The following is a 17,465-nucleotide window of genomic DNA, read 5'->3' on the forward strand; positions in this document are numbered from 1 at the left end:
AAGTTGTCTAAAGCTCTCTCCTTTCTTTCTTAATTCATATATTTGAACTTTATCTTCATAAGTTAATTTCATAATAAAAACACCCCAAAAGTTAGATTTTTATGTCTAACTTTTGGGGTGCAGTTCACACATTCTCAATGCTATTTTAATAAAATCCTATATGAAAGCCATTGATGAGATGGTTACATTGACCGCTGAGGAAGAAAGAGTCCTACATGATTATCTATTTTCTGTCGAAATTTGGGGACACTATGAACTGTTGTTCTTTTCTTCCTGCTCTCCGCTTTTATCAGTCCAGCTTTTTACAAAGTACTCTCGAGAAATGTTGCGGAAGTCAGATTTCTTGCAAGGAGTTGGGAAAAATCGAAATATGATGCATACCTTGCTCCTCAATGCTTTTATGGCCTGTATTGAAGTTGATGATTTTACCAATGCCCTCTATTTTAAAAAACAAATTGAAAAGAACTTCTTTGAAGAAAATGAAACCTATTTTCGAATAGTCTACCTATGGGCAGAAGGTTTGCTTGATAGTAAGCAAGGAAGAGTAGAGGAAGGGCAGAGAAAGATGGAGGATGCTATTCGTATTTTTGAGATGATTGGTTGTAGCAGATCTGCTGACTATTATAGAAGTGCCATGGAGTGTTGAATATCTGCAACTAGATAAAATAACTTGAAACGATAGGACTGTGAAGATACTTATTAGTAGTAGAAAATTCTAGCGTTTTCGTTATTCGTTTAGTTTGTTGCATATATTCAAAAAAGTATTCTCGAGGGATTCTTGATGCTATACTAGAACTACCATAAAAGTAGAATGTGAGAAAGAAAGGAATCTATATGAAACTATTACTAAGAAATCAAGCATACAGAGTTTTGAGCTTATCACGCTTTTTCAATGCTTTTGGTGCTTCCATTTTTAATTTAGTATTCGTGGTCTATGCCTCGACTTTGCCAGAGGCTTCTGTTGCCGTTGCTATGGCGAATGTTGTGATGATGCTTCCAACTCTTTTTACAGTTTTTGTAGGAATTCGTGCAGATTATACCAAGGACAAGGTCAAATGGATGACCTATGTCGGTTTATTTCAGGCGGTTTTATTTTTTCTAGCAGCCCTAGTTGTTCAGCAAGCTAGTTTCTTTGCCTTTTCGACCCTTTGCCTCATCAATGTCATTAGTGATGTAGCCAGTGATTTTGCGGGTGGCTTGCGAATGCCTCTCGTTAAAGAAAAGGTAGCAGAGTCAGATCTGATGGAGGCCTATTCCTTTTCTCAGTTTATTACCTACATCTCTGCGATTGGCGGCCAAGCTTTTGGAGTTTGGCTATTAGGGGTGTCAACACAGAACTTTTCGCTCGTAGCGGTAATCAATGCCATATTTTTCCTAGTGTCAGCTCTCGTTCTCTTTTTAGGAAGGGCTGAATTAGGCTTATCAACTCCACTTGTTGATAGTAAATCACTGAAAAATGAGAAACTTTCTATCAAAGATCAATTTTTAACGATTTACCGAAACTTACGCCTCGTTTTTCTTAAAAGTGGACAGAAAAACTTTGGTTTTATGCTCTTTGCTATCTTGATTATCAATGCTTTGGGTGGTGCCTTAGGTGGTATCTATAACATCTTCCTTTTAAATCATTCCTTACTGAATTTTTCCTACAAGGATGCCTTGTTTATCTTACAATTGATTACCTTATTAGCAGTTATCATCAGTAGCCTTACGGGCAATGATTATTTTGGGAAGCAATCTCTACCTAGATTGATGATGTGGGTTACATTAGGAGCCAGTCTAGTTGGTCTATCTAATTTGTTAAACCAAGTCTTGCTCGGGATGCTTTTCGTCTTTTTTACCATGTATGTTTCTGGGAAAATTTCTCCAAAGATTAGTGCTCTGCTCATGAAAAATCTTGCTCCAGAGGTTCTCTCTCGTACCAGTAATTTTTTAGGTTTGTTGTTTACTCTATCTATACCAGTGGGGACAGCCTGTTTTTCACTGGTGGCAGTATGGGATATACAGTTAACATGGGCTCTGTTTGTTGGGCTTTCCTTGCTTGCGATTCTCCTAGCTAGTCTTAATCTCAAACATGAAATTTAGGTGTTAGTCTTCTTTTCACACTGTCCCAATCCCCTCATTTATGGTAAAATAGGACTATTAAGTTATAAAGAGGATTCCCTATGAAATTACAAAAACCAAAAGGAACGCAGGATATTTTACCTGCTGAGTCTGCCAAATGGCAGTACGTTGAAGGCTTTGCGCGTGAAATCTTCAAACGCTACAACTACGCAGAAGTGCGTACTCCTATTTTTGAGCACTACGAAGTCATCAGTCGTTCTGTTGGAGACACAACTGATATCGTAACCAAGGAAATGTATGACTTTTACGACAAGGGAGACCGTCATATTACCCTCCGTCCAGAAGGAACTGCTCCAGTCGTTCGTTCTTATGTAGAAAACAAACTCTTCGCACCAGAAGTTCAAAAACCAAGTAAGTTCTACTACATGGGGCCAATGTTCCGCTATGAGCGCCCACAAGCAGGTCGTTTACGCCAATTCCACCAGATTGGTGTGGAGTGCTTTGGCTCTAGCAATCCAGCTACCGATGTAGAAACTATCGCTATGGCAGCCCACTTCTTGAAAGAAATTGGCATACAAGGTGTTAAATTGCACCTCAACACTCTTGGAAATCCTGAGAGCCGTGCGGCTTACCGTCAGGCCTTGATTGACTACTTGACACCGCTCAAGGAGACCTTGTCTAAGGATAGCCAACGTCGCTTGGAGGAAAATCCTCTTCGTGTCTTGGACTCTAAGGAGAAAGAAGACAAGGTGGCAGTGGAGAGTGCACCATCTATCTTGGATTTCCTTGATGAAGAAAGTCAAGCTCACTTTGATGCTGTTCGTCAGATGTTGGAAAATCTCGGAGTAGATTATATCATCGATACCAACATGGTGCGTGGTTTGGACTACTATAACCACACGATTTTTGAGTTTATCACAGAAATCGAGGGCAATGAATTGACAGTCTGTGCAGGTGGTCGCTATGATGGCTTGGTTGCTTACTTCGGCGGTCCTGAGACTGCTGGATTTGGTTTTGGACTTGGTGTTGAGCGTCTTCTTTTAGTCCTTGAAAAACAAGGTGTAGCACTTCCTATCGAAAACGCCCTAGATGTTTATATCGCAGTTTTGGGCGAAGGGGCAAATGTCAAGGCTTTGGAATTAGTACAGGCTCTTCGCCAACAAGGATTCAAAGCAGAGCGTGATTACCTCAACCGTAAGCTCAAAGCTCAGTTCAAGTCAGCTGATGTCTTTGCGGCTAAGACCCTCATCACCCTAGGAGAGAGTGAAGTCGAAAGCGGACAAGTGGCAGTTAAGAATAACCAAACTCGAGAAGAAGTTCAAGTTTCGCTTGGTGCTATCAGTCAAAATTTCTCAGAAACCTTTGAAAAACTAGGATTTTAATAACACATAAACTGGTCAGGATTTTACTCCTGACCGTTTTCTTTTGCAAAATGACAAAAATCATAAACTTTTTGACAAATATGTTTGTCAAAAAGAAAAAGATGTGTTACAATATAATCAAGTTAAGAGAAAAGGAGAAAGGAACAATTATGTGGGCATTAGGATTTGTACCTCTTGTGTTTATGTTTTATCTCTATCATACCCAAAGGGTCAAGAAACTAGAGAATAAAATCAAAAGAATTGAGCAAAAACTGAAAGGAAATAAAGAAATGTCAAGATTATTAAAAGAATTGATTGGGAAAAAACCAACAATCTTTGGACAAGTTTTTGGGACAGACAATTGGGAAGTTGTAGATGTTGATGAGGAGTGGGTCAAGCTACGCCGTGTAAATAAAAAAGGAAAAGAAAAATTCAAACTACAACGCATTGAGGATATCCAAACCGTTGAATTTGACGGAAAGTAGGTGTGTGACATGCAACTAAAAAATCGTCTAAAAGAGCTTCGGGCTCGCGATGGTCTGAATCAAACAGAGCTGGCCAAACTAGCTGGCGTGTCTAGGCAGACCATTAGTCTACTGGAGCGAGATGAGTACACGCCATCCATCGTCATTGCCCTGAAGATTGCTCAGATATTCCATGAGCCTGTCGAGTCAGTCTTTCGCTTGGAGGAGGATGAGTGATGAACAAGTATAAAGGGATTTATTATCTATGTATAGTTGTGTTTATCGTTAATCTTTTGGCCATGATTGGAATCCTATTTGGTTGGTTTACTATCGTTGAAAGTAAATATCTCTTCTGTATAAATTTAGTTCTACTATTGGTCTTTAGATGGGTAGAGAGAAAGATAAAGTTTAAAGAGATCGTAAAAGGAGAAAAATTATGAAAGAGTTTTTAGCAGGATTTCAAGTAGATACAGAACAAAAAGAACTTGCAGGTGTCTGTGCAGGTTTAGGAAATTATTTTAATATCAAGACTAACGTCATCCGTTTGGTAGCCATTTTGCTGTTTCTTTGGTCAACAGAGTTTGGGATTTTAACAGTCATCCTATATGCTTATCTAGCAGGCTGGCTTGGGAGAGATCCTTTAGGAGAAGGGGCGAAAAAAGCAAGGAACCAAGCTATTCTCTTGTTTGCTGTTTGTTTAATTTTAGTATCACTTGGAACAGAGGGCTTGACAGCAATTTATGAATCAGGTAAAGTCTTTGGTCAGTGGTTAGTTGGATTAGTTTAGAGGGGGATGAAAATGAAAAAGAAACGTGGATTATTATTATTTTTAGCAGCTGTTGTCTTTGGAGGGTTCTTGGGCGGTTTTGTAGGGATGTTTAAGGCACGTGCCGAATCCTACGAAGTTATTTTAGATGTAAAAGTCTTGATACCCTGGATATCAGCTATTTGTTTACTGATAGGTTTCATTAGCATTCTTTTAACTTTCAATTTCTTAAAGAAAAGCAGAAAATTTCACTCCTTGTATCAAGAGGAAATGGATGATGATCTGAATGAAAGCTATTATGTGCAAATGTATCGGAATCTTGAGTTTGGAAGTATTGCTTTTAATAGTGCAAGTGTAGCGATTTTATTGGCTCTCTTCATTTCAGCAAGTGAAGTGGTTATACTAAATAGAAGCAATCTAACCTTATCTCTTTCTTTTTTGGCATTAGTGTTGACTTTTAATGCTCAAAAATATTTTTATAAAACCATTGCGATTGTTCGCCAGTTTGATATGGTATTTTTCTCTATGCCAAAGGATATCTTAGGTTATGTCAATTCTTGCGATGAAGGGGAGCGCCAGGCTAATTTGGAACAGAGTTTTCGGATTTTATTCCAATTACATCAGTATGTCTTGCCAGCTTTGTACTTTCTGATTGCTCTCTTTTCTTTACTGACAGGAGAGATTCAGTTACTAGCCTTCTTGTTTGTCGGAGCAATCCATATTTATATCAATGTGATGCAGTTACCTATGGTGAAACGTTATTTCAAATAGGAAAGATCACTGAAACTACTTAAGGTTATTGACTAGTTTAGATAGAGGTCAGAAAATGAATAATAATCGTAGATGGTTGAGAGTAGTAATGTGTATGTTAAGTGCTTTTGTAGTAGCCTTTGCCTACACTCTTAGAGGGATAGTTGAACAGATTCAAATGGAACAAGTCTTACCTACTATTTATGGAATCGCTCTTGTTATTGGAGGACTTTCCTTCGTTTTAGCCATGTATTATCTTGGTAAAAGTCGCGAAATTTATACTCTTTATCAAAGGGCGACAGAGGAAGAAGATAGTGACCAGACCTATGTAAGAGCTTATCGTTACTTGGATTATGGTTCAGTTTCTTCCAATGTTTTGATGATAGCAATGATGACTAGTGGGATCATACTGATTTCTCCGATATTTAAGAATACCTTGCTAATTCTTCCTGCTCTTATTCTATTATGCTTATACATTATTGTTGCCAATTACTTGCTGCGAACTATTTTTATCGTTCGACACTATAAACTGTCTGTTTATTACACTCCAAAAGATATTTTAGCCTATCTTAACAGTTATGATGAGGGAGAAAAGCAGGCAGAGATGGAAAGTGCCTATTTAACTCTGTTTAGGTTGAATCAGATTTTACTGCCATTGCTCTATTTTTTATTGATAGTATTATCAGTTGTTTTACGAGAAATACAAGTGGTTGCCTTAGTTCTTTTAGTCGTCATCCATCTTTACATAACTATTACACAATTACGAAAAACAAAACGTTATTTTAAATAGGAGTCTTTTATGAAATTACTTAAAAACATCGGCTGGTTTGTTCTTGCTTTCTTATCATTTTTGTTTATCTACGGTTTTATTCAGACTTTACCTCTGATTGCTCTTGGTTCAGGTGCACCTATAATCGGTGTTCTTCCGCTTTATATTCTATTAGCAGGAGCTTTTACCTTCTTAACATACAAGTGGTATAAGACAGGAACTGTTACGATAGAAAAAACGGCCCTTAACAAATACATCTGGTTGCCTGCCTTGGTATGGGTCCTTATCATTGTTGCACAAACTTTCTTACCAAATGATCCATCTGTCAGTCAACAGACAGCAGAACAATTGACTCATAATCAACCTCTCTTCTCTTTCTTCATGATTGTTGTCTTTGCACCCCTGACAGAAGAGTTGACCTTTAGAGGTATATTAGCTCGTTATGTCTTCCCTCAGCAGGATAACGTCAAGCAGACAGTGCTCTTTCTTCTTGTAAGTACTATCATTTTTGCACTTGTTCATTTCCCTGGCACTCCTCAACAATTCCTAGTGTATGGTTCCCTAGGTTTGAGCTTGGGCTTAGCTTATGTCAGCAAAGGTGGTTTGGCATACAGCATTGCTTTACATGCTTTAAATAATTTAATCGGATTTTTAATGATTCTCATGCTATAATAGACTCAGGAGGAAGTCATGAAACGAGTAATATTATTAGCAGTGGTTCAGACCGTAGTTCTCTTCTTTATCGTGGGGGCACTTGGCTATGTCTTTAAAGGGGATTTCTTTTATAACAATCTAGCAGTATTTTTTGCTCCTCTTGCAGGAGTTATACGATTTGCGACGGCTTATGTGACAGAGATTGTTTTGCCCAAAAAGGCAGCAGAAATCGCTGAAAAAGGTAAAAAAGAAGGAAATAGCAAATAAAATTGGATCCAGTGAAGACTTCGCTGGATTTTTTCTTTTTAAAATGGATTCTCTCAAACTTTTCTGCTGATTTTCATGAAGAGCCTGCGCTTTTATGGTAAAATAGTAAAAGAATAATAGAGGAGAGAAATCATGAAACGTAGTATGTATGCTGGCCGTGTTCGTGCAGAGCACATTGGACAAGAAATTACCTTGAAAGGATGGGTTGCTCGCCGTCGTGACCTAGGAGGTCTTATCTTTATCGACCTTCGTGACCGTGAAGGAATCATGCAGTTAGTCATTAATCCTGAGAAAGTTTCTGCAGAAGTTATGGCAACGGCTGAAAGCCTTCGTAGTGAGTTTGTCATTGAGGTTACTGGGCATGTTGTAGCACGTGAGCAAGCAAATGATAAGTTGGCGACTGGAGCAGTTGAGCTGAATGTAACAGCTCTTACTGTGCTTAATACAGCCAAAACAACACCATTTGAGATTAAGGATGGGATTGAGGCAAATGACGATACACGTCTACGTTACCGCTACCTTGACCTTCGTCGTCCAGAAATGTTGGAAAATCTTAAACTTCGTGCCAAAGTAACACATTCTATCCGTAACTACTTGGATGAGTTGGAATTTATCGATGTGGAAACGCCATTCCTTTCTAAGTCAACACCAGAAGGGGCACGTGACTATTTGGTGCCATCACGTGTCAATAAAGGGCATTTTTACGCACTTCCTCAAAGTCCACAGATTACAAAACAATTGTTGATGAATGCGGGATTTGACCGTTACTACCAAATCGTCAAATGTTTCCGTGACGAGGATTTGCGTGGTGACCGTCAGCCTGAATTTACTCAGGTCGACTTGGAAACTTCATTCCTTACTGAGCAAGAAATTCAAGACATCACAGAAGGCTTGATTGCGCGCGTGATGAAGGAAACAAAAGGAATCGAAGTGACGCTGCCATTCCCTCGTATGAAGTATGATGATGCCATGGCACTTTATGGTTCTGATAAACCTGACACTCGTTTTGAGATGTTGCTCCAAGACTTGACAGATATTGTCAAGGGTGTAGATTTCAAAGTCTTCTCAGAAGCTCCTGCCGTTAAAGCCATCGTAGTCAAAGGTGCTGCAGATAACTACTCACGTAAAGACATCGACAAGATGACAGAAGTAGCCAAGCAGTATGGTGCAAAAGGTCTTGCTTGGGTCAAGGTTGTTGATGGGGACTTAAACGGTCCAGTTGCTAAATTCTTGACTGGTATTCAAGCAGACTTGACAGCAGCACTTGGTCTTGAAGATAAGGACTTAGTTCTCTTCGTGGCAGATACGCTTGAAGTAGCCAATGCAACACTTGGTGCCCTTCGTGGACGTATTGCTAAAGAACTAGGATTGATTGATACTGACAAGTTCAACTTCCTTTGGGTTGTTGACTGGCCAATGTTTGAATGGTCTGAAGAAGAAGGCCGTTACATGAGTGCCCACCATCCATTTACCCTTCCTCAAGCAGAAACTGCTCATGAACTCGAAGGTGAATTGGCTAATGTCCGTGCTATTGCTTATGATATCGTCTTGAATGGTTATGAACTTGGTGGTGGTAGTCTTCGTATCAACCAAAAAGAACTTCAAGAACGTATGTTCAAAGCTCTTGGCTTCTCAGCTGAAGAAGCCAATGACCAGTTTGGTTTCCTTTTGGAAGCTATGGACTATGGTTTCCCTCCACATGGTGGCTTGGCTATTGGGCTTGATCGTTTTGTAATGCTCTTAGCAGGAGAAGAAAATATCCGCGAAGTTATCGCCTTTCCTAAGAACAACAAGGCTAGCGACCCAATGACGCAAGCCCCATCAACAGTAGCCCTTAAACAACTAGAAGAACTCAATCTACAAGTAGAACAAGATGAAACAAACGAAGCGAACTAAGCGGTGGCGCTACTATCTGCGCCGCTTTGCTTATCAGATAAAGATGCTGCGTGTGTTACAAAGCATTTCAAAGGAAAAATATGATGAGAAGATTTCAGCTTCTCTGGTCTATGGCTTTTTATCAGCAGTAGCGGTCAATTTCTTTTTCCAACCAGGACATGTTTATTCAAGTGGAGCAACAGGTTTGGCTCAGATCATTTCTGCGCTTAGTAATCACTGGTTTGGCTTTTATTTCCCAATTTCGGTAGCATTTTACGCTATCAATATCCCGCTGATGATTTTAGCCTGGTACCAAATTGGACATAAGTTTACGATTTTTACCTTTATCACGGTATCCATGAGCTCGCTCTTTATCCAGTTTGTGCCAGTAGTGGTCTTGACAGAGGATCCAATCATCAATGCCCTTTTTGGGGGAGTCGTCATGGGACTAGGAATCGGCTTTGCTTTACGCCATAACATCTCCAGTGGTGGAACAGATATTGTCAGTCTGACTATTCGCAAGAAGACAGGTCGTAACGTTGGGAGCATTTCCTTCCTAGTAAATGGGACTATCATGTTGATTGCAGGTTTGACCTTTGGCTGGAAATATGCCCTTTATTCCATGATTACCATCTTTGTCTCCAGTCGTGTGACAGATGCAGTTTTCACCAAACAAAAACGGATGCAGGCGACGATTGTGACCAATAATCCCGATGCAGTGATTGAAAAAATCCACCATAAATTACACCGTGGAGCGACTATCATTCATGATGCGGAAGGAACTTATAATCACCAGCGTAAGGCTGTTTTGATTACGGTTATCACTCGTGCAGAGTTCAATGATTTTAAACTGATTATGAAACAAGTGGATCCGACGGCCTTTGTTTCTGTTTCGGAAAATGTCCATATCCTCGGACGATTTGTCGAAGTCGAAAACTAAAATTTTTTATGACAAGTTCAAATTCCATTAGTGATACCTTGCTCTAGTTTACTAATAGTTATTTATAACAATGAATAGAACGAAAAACCCAACTCTTGAACACATTGTCAGAGTTGGGCTTTTTTATTTTTCAATGATTTTGTGGGCAATCAACTGGCGGTAACAAATTTGTTTGTTGTTTTTAGCATCATTGATGATCTGGAGAATAGTTTCAAAGGAGACACGACCAAGCTCCAAACTATTGATATCGACATAGGCCGCCAAGTTAAGCTTGGGATTGACTGAGTCGAAGCTGAGGACAGGGACATCCAGTTGGTGTTTTGCGATGTAATCACAGACCCCTGCAGCAAGGAGACTATCAATGGTAATAATAGCGTCAATATTTGGATTGTGTTTGAAGAGAAGTCTACTAAAGCGATAACCATTATCTTCAAGAAATTCAGTAGCAAAGTAAGTCAGATTAGTATCGAGAGGAAGTTGGTGTTGTTTTAGAGCTAGCTCGTAACCTGTCAGACGATCCTGCGTAACGTAGAGTTTCTTGGCTCCACCGATGAAAGCGATTCGATTACATCCTTTCTTAATGAAGTATTCGGTTGCATCAAAACCAGCTTGAATATTATCGTTGTCAACAAGTGGAATAAAAGGGGATAAGGATTTTCCAAGGATGAGGAAAGGAAATTGCTCTTCTGAGACTAATTTTACCAAGGGGTCATTTTCTTGGGCATACAAGAAGATAAGACCGTCTACACGCTTTCCATAGACCATCTGTGAAATTGCATTTAAGCGTTCTTTTTCATCTTTTCCGGTTGCAATCTGGATGGCATAGTGATTTTCTGAAGCAACTTGTGCAATACCACGTAGGACAGAAGGAAAGAAAGGATTTTGATAGAAGGCATCGGAGTCGTCTGGAAGAACTAAACCAATGACCTGCGTATAACTACTAACCAAGCTTCGGGCATTGAGGTTAGGATGATAATTGAGCTCTTTCATTGTCTTTCGAACTCGTTTTTTAGTCTCATCGCTAATGGTTGATTTATTTTGAATAACACGGGTTACGGTTGAGGGTGAAACCCCTGCAGCCTTGGCCACGTCTTTAATCGTAACAGGCATAATAATCTCCTACTTATGGTAGTCTGGATCACGGAAATGCGTTTTGTAAAAGATAGTGACCAGGTATAGAACAAATAAAATGTTTTGAACAGTAATTAAAGTTGCCATATTTTGGCCTAGGAGACCGAGAATCATGGCAAGTAAGGTTGGTAATCCTAAACAGTTCAAAATGAAATGATAGCACTCTTTATAGCTTTTAAATGAAAAGAGACGTGATTTTTTCGTAAAGTAGAGCAAGAGGCTAGAACCTAGAGAAACGATGAAAAAATTAAGTCCAAAGAGGAAGCTAGAACCTAACACAAGAAAGAGACTAACATAGACACGATTCTGTTGATACCAGTCTTTAGAAATGGCTTGTGTTAAGCTTTCCTTGCTCTGGAAGCTCTCGGTCGTGATCGCATGATAGCGAATACTAGTCAATTCTTTTCCTTGCTTACTGATGACGAGTTGCTCAGGTTCAAAGTTAAGAAGTAGTTCCTCAGGAAAGTTTGCACTAGAAGCGTCTCCGATTTGAACAGAAACTTGATGAGGAGTTGAACCCGTATAGCTTAGCTTCCCGTTATTAATCTGAGTATTTGCAGCTAAATCTTGTACGACATCGTCCGTCAGAGGAGCATAGACATCATCGATGAAGGTTTCTAAAGGATAGGTGTCCTGAGAGTTGTTCTGGATGGCAATAGGAACCATAGACAAGCTAATCAAGAAAATACTGGTAAAAATCAGTTGAAACCAATTTAGACCAAAACGATGAGAGAGGGGCTTACGGAATCCCCAAATACTATTAAAATAAGAAAACGGATATGGTAACATAAATCTCTTTCTATAGGCATTTTTCTATACGAGTATTATATAGAGAAATGTGTTTTATTTCAAGCAGGGGATACGAATCCTTGTTGAAAGTAGACTATTAATAAAATTTATCAACTAACAATGAGGGTATTCTCAATAATCTCTTGTTTCTCACCAGACTATATCAGCATTAGTTCAAAAATGAAAAAGGGTGGCGGGGGTATATTACCCCTTGTCGCCACCGCTTGTAAGTCCTGAAACGAAGTTCTTTTGCAAGAAGAAGAAGAGTGTACAGATTGGAAGAGCGATGAGGATAGCACCTGCTGAGAAGTAGGCAATCTTCAAGTTCTTCGCATTGTTGACGAAGGTTTGGAGACCAACGGCAACTGTAAAGTATTCTTTCTCACGAAGCAAGAAACTAGAGAGGATGTAGTCTCCGAAAGGTCCCATGAAGGCCCAGAGTGCTTGTACCGCAACCATTGGGCGAACGAGAGGGAGAACGATTTGCCAGAAGCGGCGGAAGTGTCCTGCACCATCCAGTTTTGCAGATTCATCGAGAGACATTGGCACGGTGTCAAAGTAACCTTTCATCAACCAAGCGTTCATAGGGATACCACCACCTACATATAGGAAGATGAGGAACCAGCTATGGTTAAGGGCATTTAACATGAGGGCCATAACGAAGAAGGCAGTCAAAGCGGCCATTGTTGGCACCATTTGGATAATCAAGAAGAAGACCAAACTTTGTTTACGAGCCAAGAAGTTGTAACGGCTGTAAGCATAACCAGCAAGCACGATAATACTTGTCTGAACGACCATAGTGATCAAAGCGATGATCAAAGTATTAAGGTACCAGGTACCGTACAAGGTTTCTGTAAAGAGCCCTTTGAAGTTATCAAGACTAAAGTTGACATTGCTGTCGAGTTTAAAGGCCACAACGTTACCAGCCTTGAAGGCAGACATAATCGTGATTAAAAGAGGATAGATAATGACGATTGAAAGTCCGATCAAGTAGAGGTAAGTGAGGGTTTGAGTCAGTCTACGTTTTAGTTTGATTGAGTTATTCATCTTAGACGTCCTCCATATCAAATGCGTGTAGTTTCTTGAAGGCAATCATAGAAATAGAGATGACGATGATTGAAATAATCAAGGTAACAGCTGCCGCCATAGAGTATTGTGGAGCTGTACCTGTTGTCAAACGGTAAATCCATGAGATCAAGATATCGGTTGAACCAGCTCCACCACCGACACTACCAGGACCACCACCATTGAAGAGGTACATGATAGAGAAGTTGTTGAAGTTGAAGGTGTATTGGCTAATCAAAGTAGGTGCCGCAACAGCCAAAATCATTGGGAAAGTAATGTTGCGGAATTTTTGCCAAGCGTTTGCACCGTCGATATAAGCTGCTTCATACAAGTCGTTTGGAATAGACTGTAGGATACCGAGAGTAAGGACATAGATATAAGGGAATCCAAGCCAACCTTGCATCATAATCAAGGCAACCTTAGTCCAAGTAGGGTCTGTTTTCCAAGGGATGAGTGCCCCATCGAGGAATGGAAGAACTTTAGCAAAAAGTGGTAAAACTTGAGTATTGATAGCACCAACACTATCGTTAAACATGTTTGAGAATGTCAAGATAGTGATGAAGGCTGGAACTGCCCAAGGCAGAAGGAAGATAACACCAAAGATACGTTTTCCTTTGATGAATGGTTGGTTAGCAATAATAGCTGTGAAGATACCGATTACAATCTGTAAAGTTGATGCAGACAAAGCCCAGATAATAGTCCAAGAAAGAACGGCACCAAAGGCTGAACGGAAGGTACTCAAGCTCCAGATATTTGTGAAGTTGGTCAATCCAACCCAGTCCAACAATTTATTAGGTGGTAAATGTTGGAAATCATAGTTAGTAAAGGCGATCATCAAGGTTACAATAACTGGGAAGATGATGGCAAATGTCATGGCAACGTAAGATGGGATAATGAGCAAGTATGGGAATCCATTTTCATAGATACCTTTAATCATATCCTTAAGTGTCAATGGGACAGGAATGCCATTATTGATACGTTTTGCAATGGTATGAGCATCTTTAATATTGAGAATATAAAATGCTAGATAAACAATTACAAAAATAGAGTGAAATGCACCACGAATCAACATAAAGAGAGAGTTGTCACGGCCAGGTTTTTCACCGAGTGTGATCAAGTTGCTCAATTCAGGTGCTGCAAGTACTATAAAATAGAGGACAAAAGCTAATGTTACAGCAAGGAAGATAAAACCTTTGGCTTTTTGTTTGTTATAGATTTGCCCCAACCCAGGAATCAATGAAAGCAAGGCTGCTTTTCTTGGTTGTTGTTCCATGAGTACTCCTTTCATAAGATGTGAACGTCAAGCTGAGTTCTGTTAATATCTAAAAATCAAGGGGGATAAGTTTTAAATCCCCCTTGAATCAATCAATTAGTTACCAAATTTTTGTTGGATTGTTTCTTTAATCAATGTTACAGCATCATTTGCAGCTGTTTTAGCATCTTTCTTACCGCTTACAGCGTCAAAGAGCATTGTTTTAGCTGGGTCCCAAACTGTTGACATTTGAGAGATGTTTGGCATTGGTTGAGCGTTCTTGAACTGTTTGATAACAGCAGTAGTCAACTCATCGTTTTTACCTTCAGCGTAAGTACGAGCTTCAGTGTTAGCTGGGATTTCGTTTGTTGCATCGTAGAATGCTTTTTGTTGGTCAGTTGAAACAAGGAAGTCTACGAATTTTTGAGCTCCTTCAAGGTTCTTAGTGCTTGATGGGATGATCCAAGCTTTACCACCACCAAAGGCTGCGTAGTTTTTACCGTTTGGAAGAGTTGGGATAGTTGCAACACCGTAGTTTACTTTAGCATCTTTGAATGCTTGAGCTTTCCAAGGTCCATCAATGATAGCAGCTGTTTTACCTTCTTGGAATTGAGTTTGGATCAAGTTTCCAGCACCTTCAGTATCTTGCATACCTTTAGGCCATTTGTCATACCAAGTTTTAGCATAGTTGATACCTGCAATAGCACCATCGTTAGCAAGACCAATATCTTTAGGGTCTTTACCGTTTTGTCCAAACACGTAGGCACCGTTACCAGCAAGAAGTCCATATGCGTAGTAGAAGTTAGTCCAGTCAGCTAGGAAAGCAGTAGTTTTTCCGTCTTCACCAGCGAAGGCATATTTGCTATCTTTAGCAAGTTCTTCCAAGTCAGCAAATGTCTTAGGAGCTTCTTTCACTAAGTCTTTGTTATAGTACATAACAAGTGACTCGATAACGGCTGGAGCCCCATAAACTTTACCACCAACAGTTACAAGAGATTTAGTAGTATCGTCTGTTTTAGCACCGTCACTCAAAGTAACTTCTGAAAGTTGTCCGTCAGTACCAAGGCTACCTACACGGTCGTATGGTGCCATCATGACGTCAGCAGCTTTACCTGATTGGTTATCAAGTGAAAGATTGTCAAGTCCACCTAATTGGTCCCCTGTTTTAATAGTAACTTTTACACCAGCTTCTTTTTCGTAAGCTTTGGCAGCTGATTCTGCAAAAGCTTTATATTGATCTTCAACGTAGAAAGTAATTTCTTTCGCTTCTGATGAACCAGAGTCAGCAGTTTTATCAGCAGTTTTGCTTCCACAAGCTACTAAAAGTAAGCTAGCAAGAGTAGCAGTACCAAGTACAGCTGCGCTCTTCATGAATTTAGTTGACATAGTGTATTCCTCCTAAAGAATAACAAATTTTGATTTCAAGGAAACGCAAACGTTTTCTCTTATGAACTTAGTATAGCACAAACAGAAAACGGTTGCAAGCGTTTTTTGAAAAAAATTTAAAAAGCTTGTAACTGGTTAATCTCTAAAATTGGTTATATAATAGGAAGGAAAGGATGAAATCATATAAATTTCAATTCAAGAATAATTTAAGGGAAACGTTTGCATAGTTTGTAGATGTTTTTGTAGAGGTGAAAAAATAAGAATATAGTTTTTTAAAAAAGCTATAAAGTAAATAAATTGAAAAGTTTTTTGTTGAAACGCTTGCATTTCTTTTTGAAATGGGTTATACTTTACTTGGCGCAAACGTTTGCGCTTGTAAAAATGAAATATTTAACTACAAACACTTGAGGTGCTATTATGAAAAAACGTCAAAGTGGTGTGTTGATGCACATCTCATCACTTCCAGGGGCTTACGGAATCGGATCATTTGGTCAAAGCGCCTATGATTTCGTTGACTTCTTGGTTCGCACTAAGCAACGCTACTGGCAAATCCTTCCATTGGGAACAACTAGCTATGGAGATTCTCCTTACCAATCATTCTCAGCTTTTGCAGGTAATACTCACTTTATCGATCTTGATATCTTGGTGGAGCAAGGTCTGTTGGAAGCAAGTGATCTTGAAGGTGTGGACTTTGGTAGCAACCCAACTGAAGTTGACTACGCTAAAATCTACTATGCACGTCGTCCACTTCTAGAGAAAGCTGTCAAACGTTTCCTTGAAGTCGGAGATGTCAAAGACTTCGAAAAATTTGCTCAAGAAAATCAATCATGGCTTGAACTATTTGCAGAGTATATGGCTATCAAGGAGCATTTTGATAATCTTGCTTGGACAGAATGGCCAGATGCAGATGCCCGTGCTCGTAAAGCTTCAACTCTTGAAAGCTACCGTGAGAAATTAGCTGACAAGCTTGTTTACCACCGCGTAACCCAATACCTTTTCTTCAAACAATGGTTGAAATTGAAAGCATACGCTAACGAAAACCACATCGAGATTGTCGGTGATATGCCAATCTATGTAGCGGAAGATTCAAGCGATATGTGGGCAAATCCACACCTCTTTAAAACAGATGAAAACGGGAAAGCAACTTGCATCGCAGGATGCCCACCAGATGAGTTTTCTGCGACTGGTCAGCTTTGGGGTAACCCAATCTATGACTGGGAAGCAATGGATCGCGATGGTTACAAATGGTGGATTGAACGCTTGCGTGAAAGCTTTAAGATTTACGACATCGTGCGTATCGACCACTTCCGTGGATTTGAGTCTTACTGGGAAATTCCTGCGGGTTCTGAAACAGCGGCACCTGGTAAATGGGTGAAAGGACCTGATTACAAACTCTTTGCAGCTGTTAAAGAAGAACTTGGTGACTTGAACATCATCGCAGAAGACCTTGGATTCATGACTGATGAAGTCATCGAGCTTCGTGAGCGCACTGGATTCCCAGGAATGAAAGTCCTTCAATTTGCTTTCAATCCAGAACACGAAAGTATCGACAGCCCACACTTGGCACCAGCAAACTCAGTTATGTATACAGGAACACACGATAACAACACTGTTCTTGGTTGGTACCGTGATGAGATTGATGATCCAACTCGTGAGTATATGGCTCGCTACACAAACCGTAAAGAGTACGAAACAGTGGTGCATGCTATGCTTCGTACAGCCTTCGCATCAGTAAGTTTCATGACGATTGCCACTATGCAAGATTTGCTAGAGTTGGATGGTTCAGCTCGTATGAACTTCCCATCTACTCTTGGTGGAAACTGGTCATGGCGTATGACAGAGGAACAATTGACTCCTGCTGTCGAAGAAACTTTGCTTGACTTGACTACAATTTATCGCCGTATCAATGAAAATTTGGTAGAATTAAAGAAATAA

General features: G+C 39.8%; 18 protein-coding genes and 1 pseudogene. 14 read left to right on the forward strand and 5 right to left on the reverse strand.

What is annotated here, in order from left to right; genetic code table 11:
* Positions 1–127: 127 nt before the first annotated feature.
* The 13 genes and pseudogenes from QM928_RS08160 to QM928_RS08220 all read left to right on the forward strand — a co-directional run.
* A pseudogene (locus QM928_RS08160) lies at positions 128–646 on the forward strand (Rgg/GadR/MutR family transcriptional regulator); the annotation flags it as partial.
* A gap of 188 nt (positions 647–834) precedes the next feature.
* Entirely contained in the window at positions 835–2,082 is a 1,248-nt protein-coding gene (locus QM928_RS08165) for a transporter (RefSeq protein WP_315640296.1), read from the forward strand.
* An 80-nt stretch (positions 2,083–2,162) separates the two neighbouring features.
* Entirely contained in the window at positions 2,163–3,443 is a 1,281-nt protein-coding gene (gene hisS / locus QM928_RS08170) for a histidine--tRNA ligase (protein WP_371559629.1), read from the forward strand.
* Positions 3,443–3,907, forward strand: coding sequence for a hypothetical protein (locus tag QM928_RS08175; RefSeq protein WP_414295001.1), 465 nt, complete (start codon positions 3,443–3,445; stop codon positions 3,905–3,907). The genes hisS and QM928_RS08175 overlap by 1 nt, the downstream gene beginning before the upstream one ends.
* A 9-nt stretch (positions 3,908–3,916) precedes the next feature.
* On the forward strand, positions 3,917–4,123 hold the full coding sequence (locus QM928_RS08180; protein ID WP_049508780.1) for a helix-turn-helix transcriptional regulator: 207 nt from the start codon (positions 3,917–3,919) through the stop codon (positions 4,121–4,123).
* Positions 4,123–4,326 carry a hypothetical protein gene (locus QM928_RS08185; RefSeq protein WP_414294977.1) on the forward strand — a complete coding sequence of 68 codons (204 nt, stop codon included), beginning with the start codon at positions 4,123–4,125 and terminating at the stop codon, positions 4,324–4,326. The genes QM928_RS08180 and QM928_RS08185 overlap by 1 nt, the downstream gene beginning before the upstream one ends.
* Positions 4,323–4,673, forward strand: coding sequence for a PspC domain-containing protein (locus QM928_RS08190; protein ID WP_295498334.1), 351 nt, complete (start codon positions 4,323–4,325; stop codon positions 4,671–4,673). Before QM928_RS08185 ends, QM928_RS08190 begins: the two co-directional genes overlap by 4 nt.
* Positions 4,674–4,685: 12 nt before the next feature.
* Positions 4,686–5,423, forward strand: a complete 738-nt coding sequence (locus QM928_RS08195) for a DUF3169 family protein (RefSeq protein WP_414285451.1) — start codon at positions 4,686–4,688, stop codon at positions 5,421–5,423.
* 55 nt (positions 5,424–5,478) lie between these two features.
* Positions 5,479–6,192 carry a DUF3169 family protein gene (locus tag QM928_RS08200; RefSeq protein ID WP_414294978.1) on the forward strand — a complete coding sequence of 238 codons (714 nt, stop codon included), beginning with the start codon at positions 5,479–5,481 and terminating at the stop codon, positions 6,190–6,192.
* Positions 6,193–6,201: 9 nt separating this feature from the next.
* Positions 6,202–6,843, forward strand: coding sequence for a lysostaphin resistance A-like protein (locus tag QM928_RS08205; RefSeq protein ID WP_414294979.1), 642 nt, complete (start codon positions 6,202–6,204; stop codon positions 6,841–6,843).
* A gap of 18 nt (positions 6,844–6,861) precedes the next feature.
* Positions 6,862–7,092, forward strand: coding sequence for a hypothetical protein (locus QM928_RS08210; RefSeq protein WP_075229654.1), 231 nt, complete (start codon positions 6,862–6,864; stop codon positions 7,090–7,092).
* 132 nt (positions 7,093–7,224) lie between these two features.
* Complete coding sequence (aspS, locus tag QM928_RS08215) at positions 7,225–8,988, forward strand: aspartate--tRNA ligase (protein ID WP_414294980.1); 1,764 nt, start codon at positions 7,225–7,227, stop codon at positions 8,986–8,988.
* Complete coding sequence (locus QM928_RS08220) at positions 8,966–9,907, forward strand: YitT family protein (protein ID WP_414294981.1); 942 nt, start codon at positions 8,966–8,968, stop codon at positions 9,905–9,907. Before aspS ends, QM928_RS08220 begins: the two co-directional genes overlap by 23 nt.
* Positions 9,908–10,030: 123 nt before the next feature.
* Here the strand turns inward: QM928_RS08220 and QM928_RS08225 are convergent, their stop codons facing one another.
* The 5 genes from QM928_RS08225 to QM928_RS08245 form a co-directional block, all read right to left on the reverse strand.
* Entirely contained in the window at positions 10,031–11,017 is a 987-nt protein-coding gene (locus QM928_RS08225; RefSeq protein WP_414294982.1) for a LacI family DNA-binding transcriptional regulator, read from the reverse strand.
* A gap of 9 nt (positions 11,018–11,026) precedes the next feature.
* Entirely contained in the window at positions 11,027–11,827 is an 801-nt protein-coding gene (locus tag QM928_RS08230; RefSeq protein ID WP_414273095.1) for a DUF1189 domain-containing protein, read from the reverse strand.
* 204 nt (positions 11,828–12,031) lie between these two features.
* The gene (locus tag QM928_RS08235) at positions 12,032–12,874 is read right to left on the reverse strand and encodes a sugar ABC transporter permease (RefSeq protein ID WP_045613887.1); all 843 of its coding nucleotides are present in this window, start codon (positions 12,872–12,874) and stop codon (positions 12,032–12,034) included.
* 1 nt (position 12,875) lies between these two features.
* A complete protein-coding gene (locus tag QM928_RS08240; RefSeq protein ID WP_282434658.1) occupies positions 12,876–14,165 on the reverse strand; it encodes a carbohydrate ABC transporter permease in 1,290 nt (429 codons plus the stop codon).
* Between the two features lie 96 nt (positions 14,166–14,261).
* Positions 14,262–15,530: an extracellular solute-binding protein gene (locus QM928_RS08245; protein ID WP_075232327.1), complete on the reverse strand. Its 1,269-nt coding sequence runs from the start codon at positions 15,528–15,530 to the stop codon at positions 14,262–14,264.
* A 417-nt stretch (positions 15,531–15,947) separates the two neighbouring features.
* Between QM928_RS08245 and malQ the strand changes: the two genes are divergently transcribed.
* A complete protein-coding gene (gene malQ, locus QM928_RS08250) occupies positions 15,948–17,465 on the forward strand; it encodes a 4-alpha-glucanotransferase (protein WP_075232328.1) in 1,518 nt (505 codons plus the stop codon).

The organism is Streptococcus infantis (assembly GCF_047460405.1).
In the GTDB taxonomy this organism is placed as follows: Bacteria; Bacillota; Bacilli; order Lactobacillales; family Streptococcaceae; genus Streptococcus; species Streptococcus infantis_Q.

What these genes read in the sequence shown, in the direction of transcription:
- QM928_RS08230 (WP_414273095.1), bottom strand. Translation starts at nt 11,827, where the DNA reads ATGTTACCATATCCGTTTTCTTATTTTAATAGTATTTGGGGATTCCGT.
- QM928_RS08240 (WP_282434658.1), bottom strand. Translation starts at nt 14,165, where the DNA reads ATGGAACAACAACCAAGAAAAGCAGCCTTGCTTTCATTGATTCCTGGG.
- QM928_RS08190 (WP_295498334.1), top strand. Translation starts at nt 4,323, where the DNA reads ATGAAAGAGTTTTTAGCAGGATTTCAAGTAGATACAGAACAAAAAGAA.
- QM928_RS08235 (WP_045613887.1), bottom strand. Translation starts at nt 12,874, where the DNA reads ATGAATAACTCAATCAAACTAAAACGTAGACTGACTCAAACCCTCACT.
- QM928_RS08225 (WP_414294982.1), bottom strand. Translation starts at nt 11,017, where the DNA reads ATGCCTGTTACGATTAAAGACGTGGCCAAGGCTGCAGGGGTTTCACCC.
- QM928_RS08200 (WP_414294978.1), top strand. Translation starts at nt 5,479, where the DNA reads ATGAATAATAATCGTAGATGGTTGAGAGTAGTAATGTGTATGTTAAGT.
- QM928_RS08185 (WP_414294977.1), top strand. Translation starts at nt 4,123, where the DNA reads ATGAACAAGTATAAAGGGATTTATTATCTATGTATAGTTGTGTTTATC.
- QM928_RS08210 (WP_075229654.1), top strand. Translation starts at nt 6,862, where the DNA reads ATGAAACGAGTAATATTATTAGCAGTGGTTCAGACCGTAGTTCTCTTC.
- malQ (WP_075232328.1), top strand. Translation starts at nt 15,948, where the DNA reads ATGAAAAAACGTCAAAGTGGTGTGTTGATGCACATCTCATCACTTCCA.
- QM928_RS08205 (WP_414294979.1), top strand. Translation starts at nt 6,202, where the DNA reads ATGAAATTACTTAAAAACATCGGCTGGTTTGTTCTTGCTTTCTTATCA.
- QM928_RS08220 (WP_414294981.1), top strand. Translation starts at nt 8,966, where the DNA reads ATGAAACAAACGAAGCGAACTAAGCGGTGGCGCTACTATCTGCGCCGC.
- QM928_RS08165 (WP_315640296.1), top strand. Translation starts at nt 835, where the DNA reads ATGAAACTATTACTAAGAAATCAAGCATACAGAGTTTTGAGCTTATCA.
- QM928_RS08245 (WP_075232327.1), bottom strand. Translation starts at nt 15,530, where the DNA reads ATGTCAACTAAATTCATGAAGAGCGCAGCTGTACTTGGTACTGCTACT.
- QM928_RS08195 (WP_414285451.1), top strand. Translation starts at nt 4,686, where the DNA reads ATGAAAAAGAAACGTGGATTATTATTATTTTTAGCAGCTGTTGTCTTT.
- QM928_RS08180 (WP_049508780.1), top strand. Translation starts at nt 3,917, where the DNA reads ATGCAACTAAAAAATCGTCTAAAAGAGCTTCGGGCTCGCGATGGTCTG.
- aspS (WP_414294980.1), top strand. Translation starts at nt 7,225, where the DNA reads ATGAAACGTAGTATGTATGCTGGCCGTGTTCGTGCAGAGCACATTGGA.
- hisS (WP_371559629.1), top strand. Translation starts at nt 2,163, where the DNA reads ATGAAATTACAAAAACCAAAAGGAACGCAGGATATTTTACCTGCTGAG.